Origin of the sequence: Pseudomonas sp. H11T01 (genome assembly GCF_048515765.1) — a bacterium.
Taxonomy (GTDB): Bacteria; Pseudomonadota; Gammaproteobacteria; order Pseudomonadales; family Pseudomonadaceae; genus Aquipseudomonas.
Map to the genome: position 1 here is coordinate 485,449 of NZ_JBLYED010000001.1, position 19,313 is coordinate 504,761.

17 protein-coding genes are annotated in these 19,313 nt (G+C 58.1%); 10 read left to right on the forward strand and 7 right to left on the reverse strand.

Going from position 1 to position 19,313, the window contains the following annotated elements; translation table 11 throughout:
* Positions 1–7 precede the first annotated feature (7 nt).
* The 6 genes from ACN1C3_RS02415 (at position 8) to ACN1C3_RS02440 (ending at position 6,990) form a co-directional block, all read left to right on the forward strand.
* Entirely contained in the window at positions 8–613 is a 606-nt protein-coding gene (locus ACN1C3_RS02415; protein ID WP_419114178.1) for a c-type cytochrome, read from the forward strand.
* A gap of 200 nt (positions 614–813) precedes the next feature.
* The gene (locus tag ACN1C3_RS02420; protein WP_419114179.1) at positions 814–1,446 is read left to right on the forward strand and encodes a thiol:disulfide interchange protein DsbA/DsbL; all 633 of its coding nucleotides are present in this window, start codon (positions 814–816) and stop codon (positions 1,444–1,446) included.
* A gap of 12 nt (positions 1,447–1,458) precedes the next feature.
* Positions 1,459–2,337, forward strand: a complete 879-nt coding sequence (locus ACN1C3_RS02425) for an endonuclease/exonuclease/phosphatase family protein (RefSeq protein WP_419114180.1) — start codon at positions 1,459–1,461, stop codon at positions 2,335–2,337.
* Positions 2,334–4,415 carry a diguanylate cyclase gene (locus tag ACN1C3_RS02430; protein WP_419114181.1) on the forward strand — a complete coding sequence of 694 codons (2,082 nt, stop codon included), beginning with the start codon at positions 2,334–2,336 and terminating at the stop codon, positions 4,413–4,415. The genes ACN1C3_RS02425 and ACN1C3_RS02430 overlap by 4 nt, the downstream gene beginning before the upstream one ends.
* A 100-nt stretch (positions 4,416–4,515) precedes the next feature.
* Positions 4,516–5,295 carry an N-acetylmuramoyl-L-alanine amidase gene (locus ACN1C3_RS02435; protein WP_419114182.1) on the forward strand — a complete coding sequence of 260 codons (780 nt, stop codon included), beginning with the start codon at positions 4,516–4,518 and terminating at the stop codon, positions 5,293–5,295.
* Between the two features lie 72 nt (positions 5,296–5,367).
* Positions 5,368–6,990, forward strand: a complete 1,623-nt coding sequence (locus tag ACN1C3_RS02440; protein ID WP_419114183.1) for an EAL domain-containing protein — start codon at positions 5,368–5,370, stop codon at positions 6,988–6,990.
* Positions 6,991–7,005: 15 nt separating this feature from the next.
* On the opposite strand, the gene ACN1C3_RS02445 is transcribed toward ACN1C3_RS02440, so the two are convergent.
* Positions 7,006–8,799, reverse strand: a complete 1,794-nt coding sequence (locus ACN1C3_RS02445) for an ATP-binding protein (protein ID WP_419114184.1) — start codon at positions 8,797–8,799, stop codon at positions 7,006–7,008.
* 10 nt (positions 8,800–8,809) lie between these two features.
* Positions 8,810–10,156 carry a sigma-54-dependent response regulator transcription factor AlgB gene (algB, locus tag ACN1C3_RS02450; protein ID WP_419114185.1) on the reverse strand — a complete coding sequence of 449 codons (1,347 nt, stop codon included), beginning with the start codon at positions 10,154–10,156 and terminating at the stop codon, positions 8,810–8,812.
* 441 nt (positions 10,157–10,597) lie between these two features.
* Here algB and ACN1C3_RS02455 point away from each other — a divergent pair, with 441 nt between their 5' ends.
* The 4 genes from ACN1C3_RS02455 to ACN1C3_RS02470 all read left to right on the forward strand — a co-directional run bounded on the left by ACN1C3_RS02455 (position 10,598) and on the right by ACN1C3_RS02470 (position 14,538).
* Positions 10,598–10,882, forward strand: coding sequence for a hypothetical protein (locus ACN1C3_RS02455; protein WP_419114186.1), 285 nt, complete (start codon positions 10,598–10,600; stop codon positions 10,880–10,882).
* 81 nt (positions 10,883–10,963) lie between these two features.
* Positions 10,964–11,128 carry a DUF1328 domain-containing protein gene (locus tag ACN1C3_RS02460; RefSeq protein ID WP_003170804.1) on the forward strand — a complete coding sequence of 55 codons (165 nt, stop codon included), beginning with the start codon at positions 10,964–10,966 and terminating at the stop codon, positions 11,126–11,128.
* Between the two features lie 748 nt (positions 11,129–11,876).
* Positions 11,877–13,208, forward strand: a complete 1,332-nt coding sequence (gltP, locus tag ACN1C3_RS02465) for a glutamate/aspartate:proton symporter GltP (RefSeq protein WP_419114187.1) — start codon at positions 11,877–11,879, stop codon at positions 13,206–13,208.
* 100 nt (positions 13,209–13,308) lie between these two features.
* Positions 13,309–14,538: a nucleoside recognition domain-containing protein gene (locus ACN1C3_RS02470; RefSeq protein WP_419114188.1), complete on the forward strand. Its 1,230-nt coding sequence runs from the start codon at positions 13,309–13,311 to the stop codon at positions 14,536–14,538.
* Here ACN1C3_RS02470 and ACN1C3_RS02475 read toward each other — a convergent pair.
* From ACN1C3_RS02475 to ACN1C3_RS02495, 5 genes are read right to left on the reverse strand one after another with little or no spacing between them, the layout of a single operon-like run.
* A complete protein-coding gene (locus tag ACN1C3_RS02475; RefSeq protein ID WP_419114189.1) occupies positions 14,520–15,167 on the reverse strand; it encodes an ABC-type transport auxiliary lipoprotein family protein in 648 nt (215 codons plus the stop codon). The two genes, ACN1C3_RS02470 and ACN1C3_RS02475, sit on opposite strands and share 19 nt — an antisense overlap.
* Positions 15,164–16,102, reverse strand: a complete 939-nt coding sequence (locus tag ACN1C3_RS02480; protein ID WP_419114190.1) for an MlaD family protein — start codon at positions 16,100–16,102, stop codon at positions 15,164–15,166. Before ACN1C3_RS02480 ends, ACN1C3_RS02475 begins: the two co-directional genes overlap by 4 nt.
* A 1-nt stretch (position 16,103) precedes the next feature.
* Positions 16,104–16,907, reverse strand: coding sequence for an ABC transporter ATP-binding protein (locus tag ACN1C3_RS02485; protein WP_419114191.1), 804 nt, complete (start codon positions 16,905–16,907; stop codon positions 16,104–16,106).
* A complete protein-coding gene (locus ACN1C3_RS02490; protein ID WP_419114192.1) occupies positions 16,904–18,052 on the reverse strand; it encodes an MlaE family lipid ABC transporter permease subunit in 1,149 nt (382 codons plus the stop codon). Before ACN1C3_RS02490 ends, ACN1C3_RS02485 begins: the two co-directional genes overlap by 4 nt.
* A 54-nt stretch (positions 18,053–18,106) precedes the next feature.
* Positions 18,107–19,150, reverse strand: a complete 1,044-nt coding sequence (locus tag ACN1C3_RS02495) for a DUF5924 family protein (RefSeq protein ID WP_419114193.1) — start codon at positions 19,148–19,150, stop codon at positions 18,107–18,109.
* Positions 19,151–19,313 lie beyond the last annotated feature (163 nt).

Genomic DNA, 19,313 nt, shown 5'->3' on the forward strand with positions numbered 1-19,313 from the left:
TTAGCTGATGAACAAATTGATCGTGAGTCTGCTGTTGACCCTGGGGATCTCCGGCATTGCCCATGCTGCAGGCGATGCGACTGCTGGTCAGGCGAAAGCCGCAGTATGTGGCGCCTGTCATGGCCCGGATGGCAATAGCATGGCGCCAAACTTTCCAAAACTGGCGGGTCAGGGCGAACGCTACCTGAACAAGCAATTGCACGACATCAAGTCCGGCAAGCGCACCGTCCTGGAAATGACCGGCCTGCTGACCAACCTGAGCGATCAGGATCTGGCTGATCTCTCCGCCTACTTCGCCAGCCAGAAGGGCAGCGTCGGAGCAGCCGATCCCAAGCTCGTGGCTCGCGGTGAAGAACTGTTCCGTGGTGGCAATCTGGAAAAAGGCATGCCTTCGTGCACGGGCTGTCACTCGCCCAATGGCGTAGGCAACGCTGCAGCAGGCTTCCCGCACCTGGGCGGCCAACACGCTCAGTATGCTGCCAAGCAGTTGACCGACTTCCGTGAAGGCAACCGCACCAACGACGGCGACACCAAAATCATGCAAACCATCGCGTCCAAATTGAGCAACAAGGACATCGAAGCGGTGTCCAGCTATATTCAAGGCCTGCACTAAGGGTGGATCGATTGACGTTGTTCAAGGCTTACATCTTTTGCAACGTTAACGCTCGATTAATCCAGTGATGCAAGCATAAAAAGGGTGGCTTTGGCCGCCCTTTTTTGTGGCCGCTGCCGTTACACTAGAGAACTCAAGCCCGACTGGACCTGTCTGAGTGCAGGTCGCACGAGGCGACCTTATTTGTCCAGGAGTAAAGCATGCGTAATCTGATTCTCAGCGCCGCGCTCGTCACTGCCAGTCTGTTCGGCATGACCGCTCAAGCTGCCAGCGAGCCGCTTGAAGCCGGTAAACAATATGTCGAATTGAGCAGCGCCGTTCCGGTTGCTGTGCCTGGCAAGATCGAAGTGGTGGAGCTGTTCTGGTATGGCTGCCCGCATTGCTACGCGTTCGAGCCGACCATTAATCCCTGGGTTGAAAAACTTCCTGCTGATGTGAACTTCGTACGTATTCCGGCCATGTTCGGCGGTATCTGGAACGTTCACGGCCAGTTGTTTATTACCCTGGAAGCCATGGGTGTGGAGCACAAGGTTCACAAAGCCGTATTTGAAGCGATCCACGGCGGCAAGAAACTCGCTACTCCAGAAGAAATGGCTGAGTTCCTGGCAACCGAAGGCGTCGAGAAGGATAAATTCTTGAGCACCTACAATTCCTTCGCCGTTAAAGGCAAGGTTGAAGATGCCAAGAAGAAGGCTCAGGCCTATCAGATCTCCGGCGTACCCACCATGGTCGTCAACGGCAAGTACCGCTTTGACCTCGGCACCGCCGGCGGCCCTGAAGGCGCCTTGAGCGTGGCTGATCAGCTAATCGCCAAGGAGCGCGCCGCTAAGTAAGCGGCGCCTGCCATGCGCCGCTGGGGTACTGAGCGTGTCGTTGGCCTGCATGACCCGCAGGTCAACGCGCATCACCTGGAATCCACGGGCTTGCCCGCAGACAGTCGTCTGCGTTTGCTCAGTTTCAATATTCAGGTAGGCATCAGTACCGAGCGCTATCGGCATTACCTGACCCGTGGCTGGCAGCATCTGTTGCCACACACCGGGCGTGCCGACAATCTGCAAAAGATCGGCAATCTGCTGGGCGACTTCGATCTGGTCGCCTTGCAGGAAGCTGATGGCGGCAGCCTGCGGTCGGGCTACGTCAATCAAGTCGAACACCTGGCCCAACTCGGCGCCTTTCCCTACTGGTATCAACAACTCAATCGCAATCTCGGTCGCCTTGCTCAGCACAGCAATGGCGTGCTTAGCCGTTTGCGTCCGTGGGCTATCGAGGATCATCCATTGCCGGGTCCCAAAGGCCGCGGTGCGATTCTGGTGCGCTTCGGCGAAGGACCGGAGGCGTTGGTGGTGGTGATGATGCATCTGGCCCTGGGCGCCCGTACCCGAACCCGGCAACTGGCCTATATTCGCGAGTTGATTGGTGGGTACAAACACCAAGTGCTGATGGGCGACATGAACACTCATGCCAGCGACTTGCTGCAACACTCTCCATTGCGCGACCTCGGTTTGCTGGCGCCGCAACTGGAAGCGACGTTTCCCAGTTGGCGGCCACAACGTTGCCTGGACCATATTCTGCTCAGCTCCAGCCTGACCCTGGAGCGAGTACAGGTACTGGCCCAGCCCATTTCCGATCACCTGCCGGTCGCGGTAGAGATTCGTCTGCCGGGTTCGCTCACGGTCGATGCATTCCCCGCGTTGAGCCCTGCCCCTCGCGGATCCCTTGAATGAGCGACGAAGCACAGCGCTGGAAAGAAAAGTACCTCAAGAGCATCGAACAACAGGAGAAGCTCGAGCGCCGTTGGGATGCCCGCCTCGATTTACTTCGCCGTGGGTTGGTGCGCAGTACGCTGGCGGCGGAGGGTACTGATCGGGCCGTTGACCAGTGCATGAAGGAAATGCGTGAGGTCGTGCGCACGGACGATATGGACGCGGGCCTGGCGGCATTGCTGCCGCGTCTGGAAAAAGCCGTGCTCGATTCCGAGCAGCGCCGGGAAACTCGCGTGGGGCAAATCAGTTCTGCGCTGACTGCTCTGGTGACTCAGTTACAGACCTTGCCGCTGCCTCGAGAAGTGAGTCGGCCGCTCAAGAGTTTTGCCAAGCAACTGGACGGCCGTGTCAGCCAGGCCCGTGAAATTCCCTTGCTGCTAGGCGAACTGAGTGGCTTGCAAGGTCAGGCGTTGAGCTTGCTGGAGAGCCCGGCAGAGCCAGGTCGTCCCGGCTTGTTGCAACGCCTGTTTGGTGGGCGGGAAACCGCTGACCTTGCGCTCCAGACGCAAGCCGTCGAGACGCCGCTTGAACCTGGTCGCGACGCTTTCCAGTCTGCTCCTGCTTCTGTTGCGCCAAGCGCTGTGGCGATTGCACAGCAAGCGCCGGTATCTGTGGTTTCAGTGGTCGAGCCGGTTTCGAATCCAGAGCTGACTGAAAGAACGCCACAGATCGACACTTTTGTCCCGCCAGTGCTGGAGCTGGAAGCACCCGGCACTCCTCTGTCGCAGCCGGTTCAGGAACTGCCAGAAGTAGAAAAAACCGACACTGCGCCGCAACCCACCCAGGCGGCCAGTCTTGAAGCAATTCCCGCTCAGATTGATATCAATCCTGACGAACTGACCCACCCCGTATCCTCTGAAGCCGGGCATGAACCACCTACCATCCTCGACAGCCTGCCTTTGCCATCGGCTATGGCGCAGGTGTTGCCGGCTTTTGAGGCAGGGCTTTCTGAACAGGATGTTGCCTACGCCCTGCCTGATTCGACGGAGCCGTCCTACAGCTCAGTGGCCAGGCACATTGAAGAGACGCTGCTTGGCCTGCTCGACGACTTGTCCCTGCCCGAGCGCCACCGGCCTCAAGCCGAAGCCATGCGTGAACGATTGCAACACGGTCTGAACTGGTACGAGTTGCTAACGATCCTCGACGATCTGGCCGTTTTGATGCTGGCGATCACAGACAGTGGACAACATGAGTTTCAGGTGTATCTCAAGCAGCTCAATGAACGGCTTGAATCATTCCAAAGCAATCTGCAAGCGGCCAGCGACGGCCATGCTGACAGCCGTTCAGCTGCGCGTGAAATGGATACCCAGATTCGCGAACAGGTCGATGGTTTGCAGAGCAGTGTGCAAGACGCGGCGGATCTGGACAGCCTCAAGCATGTGCTGGAGAACCATCTTGAAGGCTTGCTCGGCACCATGGATCAGCACCAGAAGCAACGCGATCAGCGTGAGCAGGAAGTGGCTGGGCGTCTGCAAGGGCTGGCCGAGCGCGTGGCAAGTATGGAACAGGAGGCTCAGGGGTATCGCGAGCACCTTGAGGAGCAACGGCAAAAGGCCTTGATTGATCCGTTGACCGGCTTGCCGAACAGGGCGGCGTGGAGTGAGCGACTGGATCATGAAGTCGCTGAATGGCAGCAACACGGGAAAACGCTATTACTGGCAATGCTGGATCTGGACCACTTCAAACGCATCAATGATAACTATGGCCATCTGGCTGGCGACAAGGTTTTGAAGATCATTGCCGGTGTTCTGCGCAAGCGATTGCGCGGTTCGGATTTCATCGCCCGGTTCGGTGGTGAGGAGTTTGTCTTGCTGGTGCCTGATACCGCATTGCCTGTTGGCATGAATCTGGCGCAAACCTTGCGCGCAGCTATTGAGGCCTGCCCATTTCACTTCAAAGGTGAGCGGGTAACGATCACTGTCTCCATGGGTATGACGGCATTCAAACCGGGTGAGCGCAGCGAAATGGTACTTAAAAGAGCCGATCAGGCACTTTACCGCGCGAAAGATGCCGGACGAAACAGGGTGGAATTGGGCTGATCCCAATTGTTCCATTTTGTTTAATGTCGGGCTTTTGCCGATCATCTGGAAGGCAGTACGTTACACTGTTGCATTACAGTCCTCAGTGTAACGGTCTGCCATGAAATTTCTTTCCCTCGTCGTGTCGCTTCTTGTGTTGGCCGGCTGCTCCAGCGGGCCTCGAATCGACACCAGTCATCCTTCGGTCAATTACGATAACCGTGTTCAATTCGTGGTGATCCATTACACCAACGCTTCGCTGGAGCGCTCGCTGGCCTTGTTGACCCATGGCGAAGTCAGCAGCCATTACCTGATTGGCGATGATAATCCGCCGACTATCTATAAGTTAGTCGATGAACACCAGCGGGCCTGGCATGCCGGGGAAAGTGAATGGCAAGGCCGGACCTGGTTGAACTCCAGCTCCATCGGTATCGAAATCGTCAATCCGGGGTTCCGCGATACGCCGACCGGTCGCCTCTGGTATCCGTATACCGAGGGTCAGATCAAGGCGTTGATCGTTTTGCTCAAAGACATCAGCAAGCGTAACAATATTGATCCGCGCAATATCATCGGGCATAGCGACATCGCGCCGTTGCGTAAACTCGATCCGGGCCCACTGCTCCCCTGGAAGCGTCTGGCCGATGAAGGGTTGGTGATTTGGCCGGATGCTCAAGCCGTGGCGCGCGAGCAAGCGTTGTTTGCGGTTCAGCTACCGAGCATCATCTGGTTTCAGGTAGAGCTTGCTCGTCTGGGCTATGCCACACCGCAAACCGGTGAGCTGGATGTCTCGACGCGTCATGTAATGGCCGCGTTCCAGATGCACTATCGACCATCACGCTTCGACGGTACACCGGATGCGGAAAGCGCGGCTATTTTGCAGGTCTTGAATCAAACAAAATAATGACGCCGCCCGACGGTCCGGGCGATTTCTCAATCAGTTGCTATAACTCATTGGTAATCCTTTGGATATTCAATGATGCCTGCCGCTCGAGAGACGCTGCATAGTTGGTTCCATCGCCCTTGGTTTTTGGCGATGATGGCGGCTGTACTCAGCGCCACGTTGTTATTGCTGGGCAGCATGGGCTTAGCGCTGCATCAGGTACAACAACGCGAAAGCGAACAGATGAATGCTCAGGGCGAGCGCTTTCTCGAGCGACTGGAACAACTATTCGGCCAATTGCGCGAAGGCCTCGATGAGCTGGAAGCCCAGCCGGTGCGGGGTTGCAATGTCGACATGATTGCGACGTTGCAGCAGGTAAGCTTCAGTTACCGCTTTGTTTATGAAGCGACTTACATCGACTCCAACCAGTCCTGCTCAAACCGGCCACGCCAGGACAATCTTTCTTCCGTGGGCCCTCCAGACATCAAGGGGCCGACCTACAGTTACTGGTTGAACACCTCGACAGAACCTAATGAAAACCGTGCGGTGTTAATGCTCGGACGCGGTAACTTTCGTGTTGCGACTTCTCGTGGCCATCTGACCGATATGGTCGACCTGACACCCGGTAGCAGCTTGCTGGTGGTGCTCGACCATGGCGCGAGGGCAATCCCGGTACTGGGCGCGACTCAACCCTGGCCACCGATCGAGCCCTGGCCCCCAGTGAGCACTGATGCCCTTCTGGTAACACAACATCAGCTGATTTACCGAATGCCAACCAACAACCCGGAGTATCAGCTTGTACTCATGACCCCGCGTGCAAGTTTGCAGGTGGAAATGACGACGGCCTGGCGCTGGTTGCTACCGATAAGTTTGTTATTAGCGATTTTTATTGGGTGGCTGGTCTTGCAGTTGGCTCGCCAGCGTCAGTCGCTGGGTGGAGAGTTGCAGGGGGCGTTGCGTCGTAACGAGTTACAGGTCTTGTACCAACCGATTTTCGATCTCAATAGTCGTCAATGCGTTGGTGCTGAAGCACTGCTGCGTTGGCGGCGGCCGGACGGTACGTTGACCAGCCCGGATCTGTTTATCCCCATGGCGGAAAATACCGGGCAAATCCGTGAGATCACCGATTTCGTGTTGCAGCGTTTGCTTGAACAGTTAGGCCAGCTGTTACGCGCCAATCCGCACCTATACATTTCGGTCAACCTGGCGGCCTGCGATGTAATGGTGCCGCGCATTGGACAAGTTATGGCACGTTTGTTAGACCTGCATCGGGTTGCAGCGCGGCAGATTGCCTTTGAGGTGACCGAGCGTGGCCTGATCGACGTGGACGTTGCACGTGACAACCTGCAAGCGTTGCGCAGTGCCGGACATCAAGTGCTGATCGATGATTTTGGCACCGGCTATTGCAGCCTTGCCTACCTGCAAACCTTGCCCGTGGACTGCTTGAAAATCGATAAAGCCTTTATCGATGCCTTGGGGCACGATGCCGCCAGTAGCGGAGTGGCGCCGCATATCATTCGTATGGCGCATGCCTTGCAACTCAAGGTGATTGCCGAAGGGATCGAATATGAAGCCCAAGCCTCGCTGCTGAGCAGTGAGGGGGTGAATTATGGGCAGGGTTGGCTGTTTGCCCATGCCCTGAGCGCAGTGCAGTTCATTGAGCTGATTACCCGTGGTCGTCGGATGGCTACGCGGCGTCTGGACGATGAAGACTGATTGCACGCCGCGTGCCTATAACGGAAGCGCCATGTAGAACTGCGTGCCCTGCCCCGGCCGTGAGTAGACGCCCATCCGCCCGCCGTGCAATTGCACGATCTCCTTGCACAACGCCAGGCCCAGGCCAGCGCCACCCTTCTTGCGACCGACCTGAACGAAGGGCTCGAAAATTCGCCCCTGTTGGCCGTAAGCGATACCTTCGCCGTTGTCCTCGACGCTGATAATCACTCGCTCGCCATGTCGACGCGCCTGTAAACGGATCTGCCCGTCCCGGGCGGTATGGCGCAGCGCATTGCCGATCAGGTTATCCAGCACCCGTTCGAGTTGTGCCTGGTCGGCTTGAAGCCTGGGCAGTGGCAATTGCGCCTCTACCAGCAACTCGATGCCCTGCTCGTGGGCTTGCTCAGCGAAGCGAGCTTGAGCCTGTTCAAGCAGTTCATCGATGGTGCAGGGAGCAAGGGTGAGCTTTTGTAGGCCATTTTGATAGCGCGAGAAGTTCAGCAGGTCGTTGATCAACTGCATCAAACGCTGCATTTCTTCGTTGACGGTATTGAGCAGGTCGGCTTCGCGAGAGTCATGGGCAAAATGCACGCGCTCCTGGAGTAGACCAAAGGCCATGTGCATGCCGGTGACCGGTGTGCGCAATTCATGGGACGCACGTAACACGAACTCACTGCGCACCCGCTCGAACGCGCGCTGTTCGGTGACGTCGTGCAGCACCATGACCGCGCCGAGAATGTGCCCCTGGGTGTTATGGCTCACCGGTGTCAGGCTGTAGGTCAGCAGCCGCGACTCGCCATCAACCTCAATACTCAAATCCTCAGGTGCCCTTTCCAGAGTGCCACCACGCAGGACCAATTGCAGTTGCTCGTCGAGTTCCGCGCGCTCAAGTGCGGTACCCAGCCCCTGCCCCAGGCGATCCTCGTCCCAGCCCAATTGCCGTTGTGCCACGGGGTTGAGATGCTCCAGACGGCCTTGGCGGTCGATCATCAGCAAACCGTCATCGATGCTGTCGAGCACCGCTTGTAAGCGTTGCTGGCCAGCGAGCAACTCGTCGACATTGGTTGCCTGGTGCTGACGCAGAGCCTCGGCCATGATCCCGAAACGACGGGTCAGCAAATTCATTTCCACGGCCGAGGAGATCGGCAGTGTCACCTCGAAATTGCCCTGGCCGATGTTGTCCGCAGCCTTGGCCAGCGCCTCAATGGGGGCGCCAAAGCGCTGGGCGATGCCGTGGGCGGTGATGAAGCCGATGATCAGCACCGCCAGCCCCACCAACCCGAGTAACCCGCCGATCAACAACGCATGATCTCGCGCATGGCGTTGGGCTTCACTGATGTTATCCAGCGCCTGTTTTTGCTCGATGATCAGGCTGTTTTGCAGCACATTGAGTTTTTCGGTGAGGTCCTGGTTGCCGATCAGGCTACCCGACTGTTCCAGAGCGCGGCCGAATGCTTCGAGAAAGCTCAGATAGTCAGCTCGGGCCTTACTAAAGCCGTTCTGTTGACTTGCAGTGCTTTGTTGGAGCTGGATGCCTTGGTCGAGCAGCTCGATGTAATGCTGTCTGGATTCCTCCAACGCCGCCAGGTCAGGCTTTTCGTTGAGCACGATGATCAACTGATCGCCCAAGGTTTGTCGCAGCTTGAGGCCCAGCTCAAGGGTGATGAAATCGTTGCGGATGAGCGATTCCTGGGTATTGGCCATCTGTATGACACTGACGAGCCCGAGCAGAAGTCCGAGCAAGGCGACGGTGATCAGCGCGGAGATACTCAGGAATAGCCGAGTACGCAGTTTCATCGCGAGCTTCATGACGCGCCGCTCATAAGTTGTACTGTTTGCGTTTTCGGTACAGTGTCGAGGCATCGATGCCGAGGGTTTTGGCGGCTTGATCAAGGGTGTCGCTGGTGGCCAGCACCGCGCCGATATGGGCTTTCTCCAGCTCGTCCAGGCTCAATGCCGCACCGATTCGCGGAGCGTTGTTGGTCGGTTGTTCGGCCATGCCCAGATGGCTGATTTCTACCCGTTCCTGAGGGCAAATGATGCTCGCGCGTTCGATCACGTTGCGCAGTTCGCGGATGTTGCCCGGCCAGCGGTAGTTGAGCAGCGCTTCGCGCGCTTCATCGCTGAAGCCGCGAGCCGGTCGCGCATATTCTTTGACGAAGCGGGCCAGGAAGCGATCAGCCAGGGCCAGGATGTCTTCACTGCGCTCGCGCAGCGGCGGCAGGTGCAAGGTGATGACATTCAGCCGGTACAGCAGGTCCTCACGGAAACGTCCGTCGCGCACCATGTCTTCGAGATTGAGGTTGGTCGCGGCAAGGATGCGGACGTCGGCGCGACGAGTCACCGGGTCACCGACGCGTTCGTATTCCTTGTCCTGAATGAAGCGCAATAATTTTGGTTGCAAGGCCAACGGGAAGTCGCCGATTTCATCGAGGAACAGCGTCCCGCCATCGGCCTGATTGACCCGTCCGAGGGTGCTTTCGCTGGCGCCGGTAAAGGCCCCGCGGCTGTGGCCGAACATCTCGCTTTCCATCAGCTCGGCGCTCAGCGACGGACAGTTAATGGTGACGCAGGATTTTTTCGCGCGTTTGCTCCAGCCGTGAATGGCTTGGGACAGCTCGCCTTTACCGGTACCGGATTCGCCGAGAATGAGAATATTGGCATCGGTGCCAGCGACCTGGCGTGCGGTTTCCAGCACCACTTTCATCGCCGGGCTGTGAGAGTCCAGACCGTCCTTGGGTTTGCGCATTTCCCCTTCGAGTGCTTCCAGGCGCGCCGAGAGCTGGCGCACTTCCAGTTGCTTGGCGGTGGCGAGGCGCAATTGGTCAGGGCTGCAAGGTTTGACCAGGTAATCCGCAGCACCGGCCTGGATCGCATCGACTGCGGTATCCACGGCCGAGTGGGCGGTGACGATCACCACACGCATCCACGGAGCCTGGATGCGCATCTGCGCCAGCACATCGAGGCCGTTGTCTTCGCCCAACCGCAGGTCGAGGAAGCACAGGTCAAACACCTGACGTTGTAATAAGGCATCGGCTTGGGCCGCACTGTTGGCAGTGGCCACGGTATAGCCTTCGTCTTCCAGACAGTAACGGAAGGTGCGGAGGATGGCAGATTCATCATCCACCAGAAGAATACGGCCTTGATGCTCTGTGGCTGATTCCATTTCCCACGCTCCTTTAATGAATGATCATAATTTAGTCACGGAAAAATCGGGCAAGTTGCATGGTCGATTCTGATCGATTCCACTGTATGCAGGTTAGCTATCAATTCTTTAGATTACTAACAATCTGATTTATATAGTTTTTTAGCAAAGTCAGAGCACTCAACGCTCCTTGCCTCTCCCGTCTGACATCCGCAGATCTCTTCTGACTCCAAAAATTTTCAATTTTCTTACACATTGATCGTGCATTACGCACGACGCCTAGGGAGCAATCGTGCAAGTTGCGTTCGGAGGTGTTCCCATTCAATTCATAAATATTTGATATTTATAGGTTTATTTCTAATTAGAAGCTGGCATGCAGGCTGCAATAGTCTGATTAACCAAAGGCGTAATGACAGAAGCGCCTTTCTTCCGAATGACCACCCGTGTGGGAGGAGCTTCAGGATGAATCGCCGACGTCTCGCCCAGTTGCCTATTTCGCCTCTGTATCTGCAGCAGGGGCTGTTTGCAATCCTGGCGCTGCTTGTCACGCTGATGGGTGGTCAGCAGTTCCAACGTTGGGATCAGAGCCAGCAGCAAGTGGCGCCACACTTGATTCATCACGCCACGCAAACCCATTTCAGCGCGGTCAGCAGCCAGTTTGCCGATTCCGTACCGATGCACATGATGGATGTCGACCAGGCGCAACCCGTGGCTGAGTCCGTTCCTCAGGAGCGTTGGGTGTTTTAGGCATAAGACTTGGCGTGGGATAGCTGCGCCGGGAATCGCAACACCAGCAACACCTCTACCAGACGCGTAAGGAGAATCACCATGTTGAGCTGGGCAATCACATTCTTGATCATTGCCATTGTGGCCGCAGTATTGGGCTTCGGTGGTATCGCGGGCACCGCCACGGGTATCGCCAAGATTCTCTTTGTCGTGTTCCTGGTGATGTTCATTGCTTCCTTCTTCTTTGGCCGTCGCGGCCGAGGATGAACATGAGCGTTTCGTTAAAGACGCTGAGTTCTACTCTGGAAAGAAGCCCGAACCCTTTGCTTCTTTCCTTTTGCGCCACCCGAGGAAGGCAGGCGCATGACCAAGGGGCCGGGACGTTCTGATCGATGTGAGATCGGAGTGACCTAGGGGTACGTGGGGTGCCTCCGCAAGGGCCGGGTCAGGAAAAGCTGTGCCGCAAGTTCGCGAGTCGTTGAGGGCTTGGCGGGCTTGCGGCGTGCTTGAACACGCAAAGGCTTGTTCTAGAGCTATCCGCTGGATCCTCACGCTCTCAATCTCTAAAAAATCCTTTCTTTGTTTTTCTCAACCGTTTCGCGGTGTTCCATCGCGACCGTATATCGAGAAACCTGGGTCTGATTCGGCTCTGTTTTCACTCCTCGTTACCGGGTATTTCCAAAATTTTCGTCGTTATTCATGCCGCCAATAACTCCCGCATGTCGCCTGTAATGGCCGGTTCATGGCGCTTATGACCGCATGAGTGTCGTATTCGAACCGGTTGGGACGATGGTTTGGTTTGAGAAAACTCATGCCGACTCGGCATAGGGTAGGCGTTTACGGCATTAGACGCGCCCCTCTTGCATCGGAATAGTTGCGCCTTTTTTCGCCTGCAGAGAGCCGTAAATGCTCGCTCGCGGTGACCTTATACGGGGGCAGGTGCACAGACTTTTTCGCTCTTGAGTGTTCCAGTTTGCGCATCTTCCCGAGTCCACTTATAAGAAAGGGTAATGATATGAAGAAGGCAAAGCTTAGCCTCGCCTGGCAGATCCTCATCGGTCTGGTGCTGGGGATTGCAATTGGGGCGGTGCTCAACCATTTCAGTGCCGAAAAAGCCTGGTGGATCAGCAACGTCCTGCAACCAGCGGGCGATATCTTTATCCGTCTGATCAAGATGATCGTGATCCCGATTGTGATTTCGTCGCTGATCGTTGGTATTGCCGGTGTCGGTGACGCGAAAAAGCTCGGGCGTATTGGTCTCAAGACCATCCTTTACTTCGAAGTGGTCACCACCATCGCGATTCTGGTCGGTCTGGTACTGGCAAACGTATTCCATCCAGGTACCGGGATTGATATGAGCACCCTGGGCACTGTGGATATTTCCAAGTACCAGGCGACTGCCGCCGAGGTTCAGCATGAACACGCGTTCATCGAAACCATCCTCAACCTGATCCCGTCGAACATCTTTGCCGCCATGGCGCGTGGCGAGATGCTGCCGATCATTTTCTTCTCGGTGTTGTTCGGCCTCGGCTTGTCGAGCCTGAAGCCCGATCTGCGCGAACCGCTGGTGAAGATGTTCCAGGGCGTGTCGGAAAGCATGTTCAAAGTCACCCACATGATCATGAACTACGCCCCGATCGGCGTTTTTGCACTGATCGCGGTGACCGTCGCCAACTTTGGCTTCGCTTCCCTGGTCCCGCTGGCCAAACTGGTAATCCTGGTTTACGTGGCGATCGCGTTCTTCGCCTTCGTAGTGCTGGGCCTGATTGCTCGCCTGTTCGGCTTCTCGGTGATCAAGCTGATGCGCATCTTCAAGGATGAGCTGGTGCTCGCCTACTCCACCGCAAGCTCCGAGACCGTGCTGCCTCGCGTGATCGAGAAGATGGAAGCCTACGGTGCGCCGAAAGCCATCTGCAGTTTCGTGGTGCCGACTGGCTACTCCTTCAACCTTGATGGCTCGACTCTGTATCAAAGCATCGCGGCGATCTTCATCGCGCAGCTGTATGGCATCGACCTGTCCATCAGCCAGCAATTGCTGCTGGTGCTGACCCTGATGGTCACCTCCAAAGGTATCGCCGGTGTTCCAGGCGTCTCCTTTGTGGTGCTGCTGGCGACGCTGGGCAGCGTGGGTATTCCATTGGAAGGTCTGGCGTTCATCGCCGGTGTCGACCGCATCATGGACATGGCCCGTACCGCGCTGAACGTGATCGGCAACGCCCTCGCCGTGTTGGTCATCTCTCGTTGGGAAGGCATGTACGACGACGCCAAGGGCGAGCGCTACTGGAACTCCCTGCCGCACTGGCGCAGCAAAGAGCCGCTGCCAGCCGGCGAGACCTCTAACAACTAAGGTCCTTCAGACCGCCTACAACAAACCCCGGGAAACCGGGGTTTGTTGTTTCTGGCAACTGACCGCTATCATTCGTCGCATCTTCTGGGGGATTTAACTGATGCTCAATGGCCTATGGCTTGGCTTCTTCATCGTGGCTGCCGTTTCGGCACTGGCGCAGTGGCTGATTGGCGGCAATGCCGGGATCTTCGCGGCGATGGTGGAAAGTATCTTTGCCATGGCCAAGTTGTCGGTGGAGGTGATGGTCCTGCTGTTCGGCACTCTGACGCTCTGGCTGGGCTTTCTGCGGATCGCCGAAAAGGCCGGGATCGTTGACTGGCTGGCCAAGGCACTCGGTCCGCTGTTTTTGCGGCTGATGCCGGAAGTCCCCGCCGGTCACCCGGCCATTGGTTTGATCACCCTGAACTTCGCTGCTAACGGCCTGGGTCTGGACAATGCCGCCACGCCGATTGGTTTGAAAGCCATGCGTGCCTTGCAGGACCTTAATCCCAGCGCAACCACGGCGAGCAACGCGCAGATTCTGTTTCTGGTGTTGAACGCTTCATCACTGACCCTGCTGCCCGTGACGATCTTCATGTACCGCGCGCAGCAAGGCGCTCCTGACCCGACGCTGGTGTTCCTGCCGATCCTGTTGGCCACCAGCGCCTCGACCCTGACGGGTCTGCTCTCGGTGGCGTTCATGCAGCGCCTGCGGCTGTGGGACCCGGTGGTGCTGGCTTATCTGATTCCGGGTGCGTTGGCGTTGGGCGGCTTCATGGCGTTGCTGGCAACGCTTTCCTCCGCGGCGCTGGCCAGCCTCTCGTCGATTCTCGGTAACCTGACGCTATTCGGGTTGATCATGTTGTTTCTGGTGATCGGTGCGCTACGCAAGGTCAAGGTGTACGAAGCATTCGTCGAAGGCGCCAAGGAAGGTTTCGATGTCGCCAAGAATCTGCTGCCGTATCTGGTGGCGATGCTTTGCGCGGTGGGTGTATTGCGGGCGTCCGGGGCGCTGGATTTTGGTCTGGACGGGATTCGTCATCTGGTGGCATGGGCGGGTTGGGACACCCGTTTCGTTGACGCTTTGCCGACGGCGATGGTCAAACCCTTTTCCGGTAGTGCCGCTCGGGCAATGCTGATCGAAACCATGAAAACCCAGGGCGTGGACAGCTTTCCGGCACTGGCGGCGGCAGTCATTCAGGGCAGTACGGAAACCACCTTCTACGTGCTGGCGGTGTACTTCGGCGCCGTTGGCATTCAGCGCGCTCGCCATGCGGTGGGTTGCGCGCTGCTGGCCGAGTTTGCCGGCGTTGTGGCGGCGATTGGGGTTTGTTATTGGTTCTTTGGTTGAGGTGGCGCAGACCTCTGCTCCTGCTCCACCGCCCAACCAATCACCTGCCCCGTCAGCTTGTCGCTGGCCTGACCGAACCCTGCGACCACCGCCGGGACTTTCGGATCGTTCAGCGGCTGACGCACTTCAAAGCGGCGGCTGGCGATGATCCGTTGATCATTGCCGCGCACCAGTCGCGCATCCAGGCGAACCACCACTTCCACGGTATTGCCTTGATACTCGGTCTGGAACGCCTGCAATTCCCCGCCTAATTCGAAATCAGCCTGCAGATTGCTGTCATCGGTGCTGAGCAACTGCACCCGTCCGTCACGCTGAAAGCCATCGAACAGACGGTTGCGCAGCAGGGTTGGCGCCGGGTCGCTCCAGCGTGAAGCCTTGTAGCTGCTGATCAGATCACCTTGCGGTACGACGGCGATATTCGGGCTGTTCAAGGCTTCGCTGGCGCGTGGCTTGGCCAGGCGCAATGACCATGGCAGCGGACTGTCGCGGGGGGGCGGCGCGCTGTTCTGTGCCGTGGGCAACCGATAGATGTCGGCCGGCTCCGCCTTGGGCAGGATCGAGCAGGCGCTGGTCAGCACGAAGCTGGCGATCAGTGTGAGGTGGCCAACTACACGGTAGGTGAGCTTCATGGTGTGAACTCCTTGTTCTTGTCGCGGCCCAGCAGGTAACCGCTGGGGTTGGCTTCCAGACGGTTAGAGATGGCCCGCAGTGAACTCAGGGTATCGCGCAGTTCACGCACGGCAGGGGCCAGCCCGTTCAGCCCCTGCATGCCGCTGTTGAGCGAGTCTTGATTGTCCGTCAGCAGCTTGTTGAGGGTTGCGCTGCTTTGCTCCAGGGACTGCATGGCCTGCTCGGCACTGCCAAACACCTGCTTGCCCTGATCGCTGAGCAAGCCGTTGGCATTGCGCATTAGCGCGGTGGTTTGTTCCAGAGTGGCGCTGGCCTGTTTGCCAATTGACGCCAACTGCTGCATGGCCTGGCGGATGTCGCCACGCTGGTCGGCGATGGCTCCGGTGGTTTGCTCCAGGTGCTCGAGCGTGCTGCTGATGCGCTCAACGTTATCGGGCGACAACATTTGGTTGGCGTTGTTGAGTAGCAGGTTGACGCTGGTCATCAGGTCATCGCTATTGTTCAGCAGCCGGGCGATCGGCGATGGCGAGGCGACGATCACCGGCAGTTTGCCGTCGTGTCCCTTGAGTTCCGGGCTTTGCGGCGTACCTCCGCTGAGCTGGATGATCGAGGTTCCGGTGATCCCGGTCAGGGCCAGTTTGGCCTGGGTGTCTTCCTTGATCGGGGTCTCGCCGCTCAGGCGGATTCGCGCCAGCACCCGGCGCGGGTCGTTCGGGTCCAGGCGCAGCGAGACTACGTCCCCGACCTTGATCCCGCTGTACTGCACCGAGCTGCCCTTGGACAGGCCGCTGACCGCCTCGCTGAAGACTATTTCATAATCCTTGAACTCGGTGTCGACACTGGATTTGGCCAGCCACAGACCGAACAGTAAGGCGCTGACCACCACAATCACGGTGAACAGGCCGATCAATACATGATGGGCTCGGGTTTCCATGTCATACCTCGTTGAGCTGTGTAGCGGCTTGGAGTGCCGCGCGGCCGCGCGGGCCATGGAAGTATTCGTGAATCCAGGGGTCGTCGGTTTCCGCGACCTTGTCGATGGCGTCCGCCACCAGTACCTTCTTTTGCGCCAGCACTGCGACCCGGTCGGTGATGGTGTACAGGGTGTCGAGGTCGTGGGTGACGAGGAACACGCTCAGCCCCAAGGCATCGCGCAAGGTCAGGATCAATTGATCGAAAGCCGCGGCGCCAATCGGGTCGAGACCGGCAGTCGGCTCATCGAGAAACAGGATGTCCGGGTCCAGCGCCAAGGCACGGGCCAGTGCCGCGCGCTTGATCATGCCGCCGGACAGCGAGGCCGGGTATTTGTCAGCTGCCGACAGCGGCAGCCCAGCCAGTGCGAGCTTCACCGCGGCCAGGTGTTCGGCGTCGGGACGACTCAAGCCCGCATGTTCGATGAGTGGCAGCGCGACGTTTTCGGTCACTGTCAGCGAGGAAAACAATGCGCCCTTCTGGAACAGCACACCGAAGCGTCGCTCAACCAGCGATCGCTGGTGTGCCGACAGGTTCGGCAAGTCCTGGCCAAATACCCGCACCAAGCCTTCGCTGGGCCGGCGCAGACCAATGATGCTGCGCAACAGCACGGACTTGCCGCTGCCGGAACCGCCGACCACGGCGAGAATCTCGCCCTTGTACACATCCAGGTCGAGGTTTTCATGCACGCTCTGGCTGCCGAAGCGGTTGCACAGCCGGCGGACTTCGATCACCGCCTCAGCGGGCTCACGGGGTAAACGGCTCACCAGCCCATCTCCATAAAGAACAACGCGGCCACAGCGTCGAAAACGATCACCACGAAGATCGACTGCACCACGCTGGAGGTGGTGTGTGCGCCGACGGATTCGGCGCTACCGCTGACCTTGAAACCTTCCAGGCAACCGATCGCAGCAATCAGGAACGCGAAAATCGGTGCTTTCACCATTCCCACCAGAAGGTGCTGAACGCCGATATCCGATTGCAGCAGCGAAAGGAACATTGCCGGCGAGATATCCAGCGATACCGCGCAAACCACCCCGCCGCCGACAATGCCCGAGAGCATCGCCAGAAAGGTCAGCATCGGCAGCGCCACCAGCAGCGCCAGAACCCGTGGCAGCACCAGCAGTTCGACCGGATCGAGGCCCAAGGTACGAATCGCGTCGATTTCTTCGTTGGCCTTCATCGAGCCGATTTGCGCGGTGAACGCGCTGGCGGTGCGCCCGGCCATCAGAATCGCGGTCAGCAATACGCCGAACTCTCGTAGGAAAGAGAACGCGACCAAGTCCACGGTAAAGATGCTTGCGCCAAAGCTGGCCAGTACCGTGGCACCGAGAAAGGCCACCACCGCACCCACCAGGAAGGTCAGCAAGGCGACAATAGGCGCTGCGTCGAGGCCGGTTTGTTCAATATGCGCAACCATCGGTGTGACGCGCCAGCGCGAGGGCCGAAACAGCCCACGCATCAGGGTTTCGAGGATCAGACCGATAAAGCCCAGCAGTTGCAGGGTGTCCTGCCAGACCGCGTCGACAGCGCGACCGATTCGGGTCAGCAGTTGAATTCCAACGCTCACCTCAGGTTCTTTGACCGGTACACAGAAGTCGGTCAGCGAACAGTAAACGGTTTGCAGCAGCGCGCGGTCGGCTGCGCCCAGGCGGCAATCGGGATGTTCGGCCGACTTGCCGAGCCGCTCGGCGCCCAGCAGCTCCACCAGCAGAGATGCCCCAGCGGTGTCGAGGGCGCCGAGGCTATTAAGGTCGATGTGGGTTGTGTCGTCGTATTGGCCGTGAAGCTTTTCGGTCAGTCGCTTGAGATCGGCGTAATGGGCAAGCGTCCAGTCACCTGTGACCCGCAGCTGTGCAGGGGTGTTGGACGTATCCAGTTGGGCACTGCCGGCCATCATGCTGCTGGTCATAGGCTCCGTGCTTGTTCGGCTATTACACAGAGCTACGTAATAGCACGATCCCGATTACTTTGCCTCGCTCGGCGTCTCGGTGGTTTGACCTGCGTCGGTCACCGTGAAGCGCAACACACCGATCACCTGACCGTCTTCGGTCAGCACGCGAACCTGCCAGCGGCCGACCGGATTGTCCGGGAAGTTCTGCTTGTGGGTCCAGGCTCGGTAGCCTTCCTTGCGCCCGCCGTGGATATCCAGGGCGATGCGGTCGACCTCTTTGCCCTCAAACTGCCAGACGTGATAAATCCGCTCGTCGAGCCCTCGTGGCGCGTTGATCGCGGTGTAGGCGTACAGACCGCTGTTGCGCACTTGGCTTGCGCTGACTTCGTCGAGGTCGTCGCCGGGGGTTCTGTCCTGGAGTTCAGTGCTGATCGCCACCTCGGTCATCCACAGGGTCGCTGGTGGTACCCAGGAGCGCAACAGCCACCCGGCGCCGCCGATAGCCAACGTCATCCCCAGCAATATCAGCCCGCCGCGCCAGTTGCGGATCGGAAAGCTCGACGCCAGGCTGGGGAAAGACAAGAGCATGGCGATGCCCAGCGCCAGCTTGAAGCTTTGCGCGGTGGTCAGGTGCAGGATGATCGGCAATGCCGTCAGCAATACGGCAAACAAGGTCAGCGTGTGCAGCGCCAGAAACAGCCAGCGGCGTGGAGCCAGCCATTTGTAATACAGCGGGTCGGTGATTGAGACCAGTGCCGCCGCGCCGAGCAAGCCAGTGAAGACCAGTTGCCCGCTGTTCCAGGTGGTGGTGATAAAGAAGAACGGCAGGACGAAAAACAGGCTTTCCTGATGGATCATCTGCGTCGCGTAACGCAACAGCGGCTGCGGAATTTCGCGTTTGAAGACCTTGGTGAAGAGCTGGGTCAGGCTGTTTTCCAGCATCAGCCAGACCCAGCTCACCAGCATGATGGTCGCAATCCAGGTCGCCAGGCTTTGCTGACGATCGACCAGAATGAAACTGCCAACCCCGGAGATAAAACCGCCGAGCGCAATCACCCCTGGATAGCGCTTCATCAGTTCCAGGATGCGCTGTATGTAAAGAGTGCAGTTAGGCATTCGGTAGTTCGCAGTCTTAGGAGGAAAAAACCCCGACACAATACCGTTGGCGGGCCAGTGTGGCGAGGGAGCTTGCTCCCGCTCGGCTGCGAAGCAGTCGTAAAACCTGAGCATGCGGTTTGCCTGATCCACCGCGATTGCAAAATTTAGGGCCGCTTCGCTG